The organism is Streptomyces sp. NPDC046712, assembly GCF_040645695.1.
Lineage (GTDB): Bacteria > Actinomycetota > Actinomycetes > Streptomycetales > Streptomycetaceae > Streptomyces.
In genome coordinates this window covers 269,742-282,331 of record NZ_JBEYYW010000006.1, presented here as the reverse complement: position 1 = coordinate 282,331, position 12,590 = coordinate 269,742, and the positions used below count along the sequence as shown (strand labels likewise).

The 12,590-nt window shown below is 72.1% G+C and carries 10 protein-coding genes; 6 read left to right on the top strand and 4 right to left on the bottom strand.

Annotated elements, in window-relative coordinates; translation table 11 throughout:
* Window positions 1–130 precede the first annotated feature (130 nt).
* The 3 genes from ABZ939_RS11405 to ABZ939_RS11395 are packed head-to-tail and all read right to left on the bottom strand — an operon-like array spanning window position 131 to window position 2,710.
* Entirely contained in the window at window positions 131–367 is a 237-nt protein-coding gene (locus tag ABZ939_RS11405) for a hypothetical protein (RefSeq protein WP_260226244.1), read from the bottom strand.
* A gap of 20 nt (window positions 368–387) precedes the next feature.
* Entirely contained in the window at window positions 388–2,481 is a 2,094-nt protein-coding gene (gene malQ / locus ABZ939_RS11400; RefSeq protein ID WP_361851893.1) for a 4-alpha-glucanotransferase, read from the bottom strand.
* 43 nt (window positions 2,482–2,524) lie between these two features.
* Window positions 2,525–2,710 (bottom strand): hypothetical protein, encoded by a 186-nt coding sequence (locus ABZ939_RS11395; RefSeq protein ID WP_361851890.1) that lies wholly within the window; start codon window positions 2,708–2,710, stop codon window positions 2,525–2,527.
* Between the two features lie 201 nt (window positions 2,711–2,911).
* Here ABZ939_RS11395 and ABZ939_RS11390 point away from each other — a divergent pair, with 201 nt between their 5' ends.
* On the top strand, window positions 2,912–5,929 hold the full coding sequence (locus ABZ939_RS11390; protein ID WP_361851887.1) for a beta-N-acetylglucosaminidase domain-containing protein: 3,018 nt from the start codon (window positions 2,912–2,914) through the stop codon (window positions 5,927–5,929).
* A gap of 69 nt (window positions 5,930–5,998) precedes the next feature.
* Here the strand turns inward: ABZ939_RS11390 and ABZ939_RS11385 are convergent, their stop codons facing one another.
* Window positions 5,999–6,562, bottom strand: coding sequence for an HNH endonuclease (locus tag ABZ939_RS11385; protein ID WP_361851884.1), 564 nt, complete (start codon window positions 6,560–6,562; stop codon window positions 5,999–6,001).
* A 247-nt stretch (window positions 6,563–6,809) separates the two neighbouring features.
* On the opposite strand from ABZ939_RS11385, the gene ABZ939_RS11380 reads away from it, so the two are divergent.
* The 5 genes from ABZ939_RS11380 to ABZ939_RS11360 all read left to right on the top strand — a co-directional run bounded on the left by ABZ939_RS11380 (window position 6,810) and on the right by ABZ939_RS11360 (window position 12,587).
* On the top strand, window positions 6,810–7,874 hold the full coding sequence (locus tag ABZ939_RS11380; RefSeq protein ID WP_361851881.1) for a mechanosensitive ion channel family protein: 1,065 nt from the start codon (window positions 6,810–6,812) through the stop codon (window positions 7,872–7,874).
* Between the two features lie 200 nt (window positions 7,875–8,074).
* Entirely contained in the window at window positions 8,075–9,289 is a 1,215-nt protein-coding gene (locus tag ABZ939_RS11375; protein ID WP_361851879.1) for an ROK family transcriptional regulator, read from the top strand.
* Window positions 9,290–9,370: 81 nt separating this feature from the next.
* Entirely contained in the window at window positions 9,371–10,708 is a 1,338-nt protein-coding gene (locus tag ABZ939_RS11370) for an ABC transporter substrate-binding protein (protein WP_361851876.1), read from the top strand.
* A gap of 19 nt (window positions 10,709–10,727) precedes the next feature.
* The gene (locus tag ABZ939_RS11365) at window positions 10,728–11,687 is read left to right on the top strand and encodes a sugar ABC transporter permease (RefSeq protein ID WP_361851873.1); all 960 of its coding nucleotides are present in this window, start codon (window positions 10,728–10,730) and stop codon (window positions 11,685–11,687) included.
* 3 nt (window positions 11,688–11,690) lie between these two features.
* The gene (locus ABZ939_RS11360; RefSeq protein WP_361851870.1) at window positions 11,691–12,587 is read left to right on the top strand and encodes a carbohydrate ABC transporter permease; all 897 of its coding nucleotides are present in this window, start codon (window positions 11,691–11,693) and stop codon (window positions 12,585–12,587) included.
* Window positions 12,588–12,590: the final 3 nt, after the last annotated feature.

Here is a 12,590-nt window from a genome sequence, read left to right as displayed (position 1 = left end):
CCTGCACCAGCGCATCGAACCGGAGCCGGCCGCCCGGTGTGCTCAGGCTGAGCTGCGGCTCGCCCTTGCGCCAGCGGGTGGTCAGCATGAACTCGTGTACCGCCGCGGCGCCCTCGGAAACTGCGGAGCCCTAGGCCTTCTTGGGCCGGTCGGACTTGTCGAGCACCATCACCAGACCGGCGATCACCAGGAACAGCACGATCGGTGCGGCCACGAACAGGCCGAGGGTCTCGACGACACTCAGCTTGGGGGCCGGGTCGTCGCCGTCGTCGCGGGTGAGCGCGAGCGCGGGGGACGACATGAGCAGCATCATCAGCGTCGTACCGGCCGCGACAGCACCGGCGCGCAGGGCGTTCTTCTTGTCCACGGTGCAAACGTAGCGAACACCTAAACGGGCCGCGCGTCCGGGGGTGCCGTACGGACGTCCCCCAGGGATTCGAAGACCGCGAGGAGGCGGTGCAGACGGGGCGAGGCGGCCAGTTCCTCCAGGCCCATCGGCTGGCCCTCCGGGCCCGCCACCGGCAGCCGCCAGTTGGGGTACTGGTCCCAGGTGCCGGGCAGGTTCTGCGGCCTCCGGTCCCCTACCGCGTCCGGCAGCCACACCCCGAGCATCGTCGCCGGGGTGCGCAGCAGGAACCGGTGGACGGCCCGGACCTCGGCCTCCTCGTCCCCCGGGCCCTCCGGGAGCAGCCCCAGCCGTTCCAGGCAGTCCAGCCACTCGGCGACCTCGGCCGCGTCCCTGGCCCGCTCCCGCCCGAGATCGCCGGTGAGCAGCCCGAGCCGGTGGCGCAGGGCGACGTGGTCGCCGGAGAGCCGGGCCGCGGTCGAGGGGAGGTCGTGCGTGGTGGCGGTGGCCACACAGTCGGTGCGCCACTCCTCCGGGGCGAGCGGGCGGCCCGTGCCCGACCAGTCCCGCTCGAACCAGAGCACGGAGGTGCCGAGCACCCCGCGGCGCGCGAGCTGCTCGCGGACGCCCGGCTCGACGGTGCCGAGGTCCTCGCCGATGACGACCGCGCCCGCCCGGTGGGCCTCGAGGACGAGGACCGCGAGCATCGCCTCGGAGTCGTAGCGGACGTACGTCCCCTCGGTGGGTTCGCGCCCCTCGGGGACCCACCAGAGCCGGAACAGGCCCATCACATGGTCGATGCGCAGCGCACCCGCGTGCCGCAACAGCTCCCTCAGGAGACCGCGGTACGGGGCGTAGCCCGAGGCGGCGAGCGCGTCGGGGCGCCAGGGCGGCAGGCCCCAGTCCTGGCCGCGGGCGTTGAACGCGTCGGGCGGGGCGCCGACCGACATACCGGCGGCGAAGGCGTCCTGTTGGGCCCAGGCGTCGGAGCCGTCCGGATGGACGCCGACCGCGAGGTCGTGCACGATCCCGACGGCCATGCCCGCCTCCCGGGCGGCCTCGGCGGCGGCGGCGAGCTGCCGGTCCGTCAGCCAGGCCAGCCGGCAGTGGAAGTCGATCCGGGCGGTCAGCTCGTCGTCGGCGCGGACGGCCACGGCGGCGGAGCGGGGGTCGCGCAGCTCCTCGGGCCAGCTCCGCCAGTGGTGTCCGTACCGCTCGGCGAGGGCACGGTAGGTGGCGTGGTCCTCCAGGGCGCGGCCGCGCTCGGCGAGGAAGTCGTGGTACTCCGCCCGTCTGCCGGGGCCGAGTTCCACCGTCCGTACGAGCTCCAGGGCGCGCCGCTTGACCTCCCACACCGCGTCCCGGTCGATCAACGCGCCCTTGCGCAGGACCCGTTCGCGCAGCTCGGCGGCGTCGGCGCGGACGGCGTCCAGTGCCTCGCGGTACTCGGGGCCCACGAAGTCGTACTCGGGGATGTCCTCGATCCGCAGATGGACGGGGTCGGGGAAGCGGCGCGAGGAGGGGCGGTACGGCGAGGGGTCCGTGGGCGCCCCGGGCACCGCCGCGTGCAACGGGTTGACCTGGACGAACCCGGCGCCGTGCGTCCGGCCCGCCCAGGCCGCGAGCTCGCGCAGGTCGCCGAGGTCGCCCATGCCCCAGGAGCGGGTGGAGAGCACCGAGTACAACTGGGCGAGCAGGCCGAAGACCCGCCGCTCGGGCCGGGGCACGCGCGCGGGGGCGACGATCAGCGTGCTCGCGCCGGTGCGCCCCTCGGGGTCCAGGGCCTCGACGCGGTGGACGCCGAGCGGCAGCCGGTCCCAGTCCGCGCCCTCGACCACGTCGCCGGACTCGGTGGTGACGCGCAGCCGGGTGCCCGGCGGGAGATCCCGGGGCGGGCGCACCGGGCCGTCGCCGTCGTCCTGCCAGCGCACCAGCGTGGCCGGCAGCAACCGGTCCTCGTCGGCCCGCCGCGCCGCCCGAAGGGCGGCGGCGACCGCCTCCGGCGTGGTGGCGTCGACGTCGAGGGCGCCGAGGACGGCCACGACCGCGGCGTCGGGCACCTGGACGGTGACGCCCGCGGACGGCTCGTACGCGGTGGCGACGCCATGGAGTTCGGCGAGACGGGCCAGGGTCACTTCACACTCCAGAGGTCTGGGACGGTGGCGGCCGGCCCACCGGTCACACTCCGGGGGACTCCGTGCCGCCCGCGGTGCCAGGGGCGGTGGGTTCGCTGGTCAGGGGGGCCGCGTGGGTCAGGGGCGGCTCGCTGGTGAGAGGGGCGGCGTCGGCAAGGGGCGGTTCGCTCGTGAGCGGGCCCTGTTTCGGTACGCGTATGTGCTCGGAAAGGGGGGTGGTCGCGGCCACGGGGGTCTCCCGGTTCGTCTCGACAGGTGGAACAACGACTCAGCCCTACCCACCGCACCCCGTTTTACCGGCGCAAGTTGTCCAAAGGACGCCACCTCGCCGAAAGCGGACCGGGCAAAACAGACACTTCGACCAGCTGCATTGACACCTTCGTCGGCCGGGTGGTGGGCTCGTAATCCACTCGTGACAAAGGAGTCCCCCGTGCACCTCGGGCGCAGGAAGCGGACCGCGACGGCCGTGGCCGCCGCGGTGATCGGTGGCCTCCTGGGCGGCGGCATGCCCGGCCTCGCCCAGGCCGCGCCGCTCTCCCCCGTCACCACACCCGACGCCACGCCCGACGCACAGCGGTCGGCCGGGACGGCGGTCTGGCCGCGTCCGCAGTCCCAGCGGGCCACGGGCGGCCCGTCGGTGCCCCTCGGCGACGAGGTGACGCTGCTCACGGACGCCGACGCCGATCCGTACGCCGTCGCCGCGCTGCGCGAGGTGCTGCGGGCGGCGGGGGTACGGACCGTCCACACGTCCCTGCCGGGCGGCGGGACCGTGATCCGCGCCGGCTCCGCCACCTCCGGAGAGGCGCTGCGGGCGCTGCGCGTGCCCGAGCGGGCCGACCTGCCGCGCGGCGGGTACCGGCTGGCCACCGGCCGGGTCCAGGACCGGGACACGGTCGCCATGGACGGAGTCGGCGAGGACGGCCTGTTCCACGCCGTACAGACCCTGCGTCAGCTGATCGGGACCGGGCGCGAGGTCCCGGGCACGGTGGTCCGCGACTGGCCCGGCACCGCCGTGCGCGGCCTGACCGAGGGCTTCTACGGCCGCCCCTGGACCCAGGAACAGCGCCTCGCCCAGCTCGACTTCATGGGCCGCACCAAGCAGAACCGCTACCTCTACGCGCCCGGTGACGACCCGTACCGCCAGACCCAGTGGCGCGACCCGTACCCCGCCGAGCAGCGTGCCGCCTTCCGCGCGCTGGCCGAGCGGGCGCGGGCCAACCACGTGACCCTCGCCTGGGCGGTGGCACCCGCCCAGTCCATGTGCCTCGCCTCGCACGACGACGTGAAGGCGCTGACCCGCAAGCTCGACGCCATGTGGGCGCTGGGGGTGCGCTCCTTCCAGCTCCAGTTCCAGGACGTCAGCTACAGCGAGTGGCACTGCTCCGACGACGCGGACACCTTCGGCCGCGGGCCCGAGGCGGCCGCCGCCGCCCACGCGCGCGTGGCGAGCGTGGTGGCCCGGCACCTGGCCGCCCGTTACCCGGACGCGGAACCGCTCACCCTGATGCCGACGGAGTACTACCAGGACGGTGCGACGAAGTACCGCACCGCGCTCGCCGCCGCACTGGACGACCGGGTGCAGGTCGCGTGGACGGGCGTCGGGGCCGTCCCCCGCACGATCACCGGGCGGGAGCTGGCCGGCGCGCGGGACGCGCTGCGCCACCCGCTGGTCACCATGGACAACTACCCGGTCAACGACTACGCCCAGGACCGGCTCTTCCTCGGCCCCTCCACGGGCCGCGAGCCGGCCGTGGCCGCCGGTTCCGCCGCGTTCCTCGCCAACGCCATGGAACAGGCGGCGATCTCCCGCATCCCGCTCTTCACGGCCGCGGACTACGCCTGGAACCCGAAGGGTTACCGGCCGCAGGAGTCCTGGCGGGCCGCCGTGGACGAGCTGGCCGGGCCGAACCCCGCGGCCCGCGAGGCGCTGCGGGCCCTGGCCGGCAACGACGCCTCCTCGATCCTCGACCCGGCGGGGGAGTCGGCGTACCTCAAGCCGCTGATGGCCGCGTTCTGGCAGAGCCGTACGACCCCGGACCCGGCGGTGCGGGAGAAGGCGGCACGCGAACTGCGGGCCGCGTTCACCGTGATGCGCGAGGCGCCCGAGAGGCTGACCGCGACCGCGGACGGCACCCTGGACGACGAGGTACGGCCCTGGCTGGAGCAGCTGTCCCGCCACGGCCTCGCCGGGGAGACGGCCGTCGACATGCTGCTGGCCCAGGCAGGCGGCGACGGCGCGGCGGCCTGGCAGGCCCAGTTGCGCCTCGAGCCGCTGCGGGAGGCCCTGAAGGCGAGTGAGGTGACCGTCGGCAAGGGCGTCCTCGATCCCTTCCTCACGCGCGCGGTGACGGAGTCGGCGGCCTGGACCGGCGCGGACCGGGAGCCGCGCGCCGGCCGGCGGGCGGACCGCGAGCCGGCGGCGTACACCGTCCGGCTGGAGCGTTCGCGGCCGGTCGAGACGGTGACGGTGATGACGGAGCCGGGCGCGGGCGAGTCGGCGCGCGTGGAGGCGTACGTCCCCGGCGAGGGCTGGCGGTCGCTGGGTCCGGTGTCCCCGTCCGGCTGGACGCAGGCGGATGTGAAGGGGCTGCGCGCGGACGCGGTCCGCGTCGTGTGGGACGGCACGGATCCTCAGGTGCGCTCCCTGGTGCCGTGGTTCGCCGACGAGCCGCGCGCCGAGCTGGAACTGGCCCGGAGCGAGACGGACGCCGAGATCGGCGGGCCCGTTCAGCGGGTGGACGTCCGGCTGTCGGGCCGGCGCGCCGACGAGGTGCGCGGGGAGCTGGCGGCACGGGCGCCGAAGGGGATCACGGTGCGGCTCCCGAAGGAGACCCGCGTGCCGCGCGGCACGCGGACGACGGTCCCGCTCGAGATCGCGGTGGCGCCGGACGTGCCCGCGGGCTCGTATCGGGTGCCGGTGTCGTTCGCGGGCGAGGAGCGGGTCCTGACGGTCCGGGCCTTCCCCCGCACGGCGGGCCCGGACCTGGCGCGGACCGCGACGGCCTCCTCCTCCGGCGACGAGACCCCCGACTTCCCCGCGGCCTCGGCCCTGGACGGCGACCCGGCCACCCGCTGGTCCTCCGAGCTGGTGGACGGCGCCTGGTGGCAGCTGGAACTCGCGCGGCCGGCCCGGATAGGGCAGGTGGTCCTCCACTGGCAGGACGCGTACGCCTCCCGCTACCGCATCCAGGTCTCCGCCGACGGCCGCACCTGGCGCACCGCCGCGACGGTCACCGACGGGCGTGGCGGCCGGGAGAGCGTCCGCATGGACGCGGCGGACACCCGTTTCCTGCGGGTCCAGGGCGACGCGCGGGCGACGGAGTACGGCTACTCGCTCTGGTCGGTGGAGACATACGCGGTGGCCACGCCGGCCGGCCCGGAGAAGCCCACGCAGCCGGAGCCGCCCGAGCAACCGGAACAGCCGGAACAGCCCGAGCAGCCAGAGTAGGGACGCCCCGACGAGGCGTCCCCACGACGATGCCGTACGGCGCGCAGGCCCGTACGACGAAGGCCCGGATCAGCCCGTCTTCACGGCCCCCGCGGGGGTGGTGGAGACGGCGTCGATCCGGGCCATCACATCGTCCGCGCCGTACGGCTGCAGATAGGGCAGCCAGCGCGGGTCCCGGTGTCCGGTCCCGATGATCCGCCAGGCCAGGCCGGTGGGCGGGGCGGGTTGGTGCCGCAGCCGCCAGCCCAGCTCGCGCAGGTGCCGGTCGGCCTTGACGTGGTTGCAGCGGCGGCAGGCCGCCACGACGTTCTCCCAGGCGTGCGTACCCCCGCGGCTGCGCGGAATGACGTGGTCGACGCTGGTTGCGACGCCACCGCAGTACATACAGCGTCCGCCGTCACGGGCGAAGAGCGCTCTGCGGGTCAGAGGAACGGGCCCCCGGTAGGGGACCCGCACGAACCGCTTCAGTCTGACCACACTGGGTGCGGGGATGACGCGGGTCTCGCTGTGCAGGAAGGCGCCGGACTCCTCGAGGCAGAGTGCCTTGTTCTCGAGGACGAGGACGAGCGCGCGACGGAGCGGTACGACGCCGAGGGGCTCGTACGACGCGTTGAGGACCAGGACATGCGGCACGGATGCCTCCTAATACGCCGGCGGCGCGTGGCTCGCGCCGGGACGAACTGCTCTCAGTCTCTCCTCATGCCTGGTCGGAGCGCCACCACGTACCGGTAACGGGCTTGAGGTGTTCTCGACCACATCGGCATCGTCGACCGGATCATCCCCGCGTGAGGTCCGTCTCTCCCTCGAACAGGGCAACAGGAGCACATCCGATGCCCCGTTAGTGTGGATGTTCCGCGTACGCCACGCCTGGAGGTTTTACGTGTCCTGGTCCGCCCTGCAGACCGACGATCCGCAGAAGGTCCCCGTCACCCTCGACGAGGCCGCGGAGAAGGCGACGAACGCCGCGGGCTGGGTGGAGGAGAACTGGTCCACCTGGCTGAACACGGGCCTTCGCATCCTTCTCATCCTGATCGTCGCGTTCCTCCTGCGCATGGCGATCCGCCGCGCCCTGACGAAGCTGATAGACCGGATGAACCGCTCCGCCCAGGCGGTGGAGGGCACGGCGCTCGGTGGGCTGCTGGTCAACGCCGAGCGGCGCAGACAGCGCTCGGAGGCGATCGGCTCGGTGCTGCGCTCGGTCGCGTCGTTCCTGATCCTGGGCACGGCGGGGCTGATGATCCTGGGCGCCTTCAAGATCGACCTGGCGCCGCTGCTCGCCTCCGCGGGTGTGGCGGGTGTGGCGATCGGTTTCGGCGCCCGGAACCTGGTCACCGACTTCCTCTCCGGTGTCTTCATGATCCTCGAGGACCAGTACGGCGTCGGCGACTCGGTCGACGCGGGCGTGGCCTCCGGCGAGGTCATAGAGGTCGGCCTGCGGGTGACGAAGCTGCGCGGCGACAACGGCGAGATCTGGTACGTCCGCAACGGCGAGATCAAGCGGATCGGCAACCTCAGCCAGGGCTGGGCGACCGCGGCGGTGGACGTGACGGTGCGCCCGACGGAGGACCTGGACCGGGTGCAGTCGGTGATCAACGAGGCGACGGTGTCCATGGCGAAGGAAGAGCCCTGGAACGAGCGGCTGTGGGGTCCGGTGGAGATCCTCGGTCTCAACGAGGTGCTGCTCGACTCCATGACGATCCGGATCTCGGCGAAGACGATGCCGGGCAAGGCGCTGGGCGTCGAGCGCGAGTTGCGCTGGCGGATCAAGCGGGCGCTGGACGCGGCCGGCATCCGTATCGTCGGCGGTGTCCCGGCCCAGGCGGAGGAGTCCGCGGCGGACCCGACGGCGGCCATGGCGGCCCCCTCGGCCTTCGCCTCGTCGACCTCCCCGCAGTCGGCGGCGGCCACCCCGATCCCGTCCGCGAAGCCGGACCTCGCCAAGTAGCACCCCGATCCGACGACGCCCCCGCAGGTAACGCTTTCGTTGCCTTCGGGGGCGTCGTGCGTGCGCGGGTATTGACGCCCCGGTGGCGCCCGGCCTACGGTCCTCCCACCGAATAGGAAACTTTCCTAACAGTGAGTTGGGGGAGCGGTCGACGGGGCAGCAGAATGGCCCCTCCAGAACCGAAGGGCAGGTGCACCGTCATGGCCGGTACGACCCCGGGTACCCCCGGCACCCCGCGCGTACTGCGGGCCATGAACGACCGCGCCGCCCTCGACCTGCTCCTGGAGCACGGGACCCTCTCGCGGACCCGGATCGGCAAGCTCACCGGCCTGTCCAAGCCGACCGCCTCCCAGCTCCTCGCCCGCCTCGAAGCCGCCGGGCTCGTCGTCGCCACCGGCACCACCGCGGGCCGGCCGGGACCCAGCGCACAGCTGTACGCGGTCAACGCCCGGGCCGCCTTCGCCGCCGGACTCGATGTGAACCCGCACCGGATCCGCGCCGCCGTCGCCGACATCACCGGCGAGGTCGTGGGCGAGTTCGAGCTCGCGACCCCGGGGCGCGCCGCGGAAGGCGTCGTACGGCAGGTCACCACCGCCCTCGACGGCGCCGTCAAGGACGCCGGGATCACCCGGGCCGAGGTGCACCGCCTCGTCATCGGCACCCCCGGCGCCTTCGACCCGGCCACCGGGCGGCTGCGGTACGCCTCCCACCTGCCCGGCTGGCACTCCCCCACCCTCCTGGAGGAGCTGGCGGCGGTGCTCCCGATGCCGTTCGAGTACGAGAACGACGTCAACCTCGCGGCCGTCGCCGAGCAGCGGCTCGGCGCCGCCCGTGGCCACGAGGACTTCGTCCTGCTCTGGAACCAGGAGGGCCTCGGCGCCGCCCTCGTCCTCGGCGGCCGACTCCACCGCGGCTTCACCGGCGGCGCCGGCGAGGTCGGCTTCCTGCCCGTGCCCGGCACCCCGCTCGTACGGCAGGTCACCAAGGCCAACTCCGGCGGCTTCCAGGAGCTCGCCGGCGTCCAGGCCGTGCCCCGGATCGCCCGGGCGCTCGGCATCGACACCCCCGAACAGCCCTATGTGCCCACCGCGACCCGGCTGCTCACCCACGCCGCCGCCCACCACGACGACGACCCCCGGTACGCGGCGCTCCTCGACCAGTACGCCGAGCGCCTCGCCACCGGTCTCGCCTCCCTCGTCGCCGTCCTCGACCCCGAACTCCTCGTCCTGTCCGGCGATGTGACCGTCGCCGGCGGGGAACCCCTGCGCGAGCGGGTCCAGTCCGAACTGGCCGAACTCGCCGCCTCCCGGCCCCGGCTCGTCCTCGGGGACGTGGACCGGCACCCCGTCCTGCGCGGGGCCCTGGAAAGCGCCCTCGCCACCACCCGCGACGAGGTCTTCGACACGTCCCGGTAGTACCTCCGGACCCCTCCGGCCCGGTCGTTCCCCTCTCCCCCTTCACCCCGTACCCCGCCCTCCGCCACAGGGAGCTTCGTCATGCCCGCACGCCCGCGCAGAGCCGCTGCCGCACTCGCCGCCACCGCCTCCATCGCCCTGTTCGCCTCGGCCTGTACCGGCTCCGCCGAGAACAAGGCGAGCGACGACCCCCAGGCGAAGACCGAGATCACCTTCTGGCACGGCTGGTCGGCGCCCGCCGAGGTCAAGGCGATCCAGGAGAACGTCGCCCGCTTCGAGAAGGCGCACCCGAACATCAAGGTGAAGGTCGTCGGCAACATCAACGACGACAAGCTCAACCAGGCGCTGCGCGCGGGCGGTTCGAACGGGCCGGACGTGGCCGCCTCCTTCACCACGTCCAACGTCGGCAAGTTCTGCGCCTCCGGCGCGCTCGCGGACCTGAAGCCGTTCCTGGAGAAGGACAAGGTGGACCTGGACAGGACCTTCCCCAAGGTCCTCCAGGAGTACACCCAGTTCGAGGGCAAGCGCTGCTCGCTGCCGCTGCTCTCCGACGCGTACGGGCTCTACTACAACAAGGACGCCTTCAAGGCGGCCGGCATCACCGCCCCGCCGAAGACCTGGTCGGAGTTCGCGACCGTGGCGAAGAAGCTGACCAAGGAGAAGGGCGACTCCTACGAGCAGCTCGGCTTCATGCCGAACTACCTCGGCTACGAGACGGTCCCGAGCCACTACATGTCGCAGTGGGACCACGCCTACTTCGACGGGAACGGCAAGTCGAACCTCGCCAAGGACCCTGCGTTCGCCGAGATGCTGACCTACCAGAAGTCGCTGGTCGACGGGCTCGGCGGGTTCGCCAAGCTGGACAGGTACCGCACCACCTTCGGTGACGAGTGGGGCGCCAAGCACCCCTTCCACACCGGCCAGGTCGCCATGCAGCTCGACGGCGAATGGCGGCTGAACTTCATCAAGGACGCCAAGGTGGGCTTCGAGGTGGGCGTGGCGCCGCTGCCGGTCGCGGACGACGAGGTGGCCGAGTACGGAAAGGGCTACCTCTCCGGCACGATCATCGGCATCGCCCCGCAGAGCAAGAAGCAGAACGCGGCCTGGGAACTGGTCAAGTACATGACCATGGACACCGAGGCCGTGGTGAACTTCGCCAACGGCATCGGCAACGTCCCCTCCACCCTGGAGGCCCTGAAGTCCCCGAACCTGAAGTTCGATGCGCGGTTCAAGACCTTCCTGGACATCGCCCAGCACCCCGAGTCCACCACCTCCGACGGCGCGGTGAACGGCTCCACGTACCAGGACACCTTCCAGGACTTCGCCCAGAAGTACGAGAAGGGCCAGGTCCCGGACCTGAAGAAGGGTCTCGAGGACACCGCGGCCCAGATCGACCGCGACATCGCCCAGGCGAAGTGACGGCCGGGACGCACCCCTCATGAGCACCGACACCCTGGACGGGCGTCACACGCTGCGGTCGAAGCGCGTGCGCAGCGCGCTTCGCACCGCGGCGTTCATGTCGCCCTGGCTGATCGGATTCGGCGTCTTCTTCGCCTATCCGCTCGTCTCGACCGTGTACTTCTCCTTCATGAAGTACGACGGGCTCAATCCGCCGACCTGGCGGGGTCTGGACAACTGGTCGTACGTCTTCTCGGATCTGCCGAAGTTCTGGCCGGCGATGCAGAACACCCTCTGGCTGGCCGTCGTCATGGTCGCCTGCCGGGTGGTGTTCGGCCTCGGCGTCGGCCTGCTGATCACCAAGATCAAGACGGGCGCGGGCATCTTCCGCACCCTGTTCTACCTGCCGTACCTGGCCCCGCCGGTGGCCGCGACGCTGGCCTTCGTCTTCCTGCTCAACCCGGGCACGGGACCGGTCAACTCGCTTCTGGAGGCGGTCGGCATCCCCGCCCCCTCCTGGTTCAACGACGCGGCCTGGGCCAAGCCCGCGCTGACCGTCCTCGCGGTCTGGGGCGTCGGCGACCTCATGGTCATCTTCATGGCGGCGCTGCTCGACGTGCCGAAGGAGCAGTACGAGGCGGCGGAGCTGGACGGGGCGTCGACCTGGCAGCGGTTCCGGTACGTGACGCTGCCGAACATCTCGCCGATCGTGCTCTTCGCGGTCGTCACCGGGATCATCGGCGCGATGCAGTACTACACCCAGCCGATCGTGGCCGCGAAGGTCGCATCGGGGGTGATGGGCGGCTCCGGCCAGACCTTCGAACCGGGCTATCCGGACGACTCCACGCTGACCCTGCCGCAGCTGGTCTACAACCTCGGCTTCGGCCGCTTCGACTACGGCGCCGCCTGCGTCGTCGCGCTCGTCCTGTTCGCCCTCTCCATGGCCTGCACCGCGCTGCTGATGCGCAGGCGCGGCGGCCTGATCGGCTCGGGTGACTGACCCATGACCACCGTGTCCACACTCGACCGTGCCGCACGCGAGACGTCCGCCGAAGCCGCCGGGAAGCGCGCCCGCCGCAGGGCGGCCCTGCACTGGATCGCCGTGCACTCCCTCGGGATCGCCGCGGCCCTGTTCTTCGTGCTGCCGTTCGTCTTCGTCTTCCTGACCTCCCTGATGAGCGACCAGCAGGCGCTGACCCGCGACCTCACGCCGAACTCCTGGCACTGGGACAACTACGTCCGGGTGTTCGAGACCCCCGGCTTCCTCACCTGGTGGAAGAACTCCCTGCTGTACGCGGGGCTCGGCACCGCCCTCGTGGTGGTGTCGTCGGTCCCGGTGGCGTACGCGCTCGCCAAGTTCCGCTTCCGCGGCCGGCATCTGTCGCTGCTGCTCGTCATCTCGATGATGATGCTGCCGCCGCAGGTGATCATCATCCCGATGTACCTGTTCTGGGCCAAGCAGATGGATCTCTCCGGGACGCTCTGGCCGTTGCTCGTCCCGCTGGCGTTCGGCGACGCGTTCGCGATCTTCCTGCTGCGTCAGTTCCTGCTGACGATCCCCAACGAGTACATCGAGGCGGCCAGGATCGACGGGTGCGGTGAATTCCGTACCCTCCTGAAGATCGTGCTCCCGATAGCCAGGCCCGGCATCGCCGCCGTGGCGCTGTTCCAGTTCTTCTACTGCTGGAACGACTACTTCGGACCGCAGATCTACGCCTCCGAGAATCCCGGGGCCTGGACGCTGAGTTACGGCCTGGAGTCCTTCAAGGGCGCGCACCACACCGACTGGAACCTGACCATGGCCGCGACCGTACTGGTCATGGCCCCTGTGATCCTCGTCTTCTTCTTCGCCCAGAAGGCGTTCGTCGAGGGAGTCACACTGACCGGAGTGAAGGGCTGATAC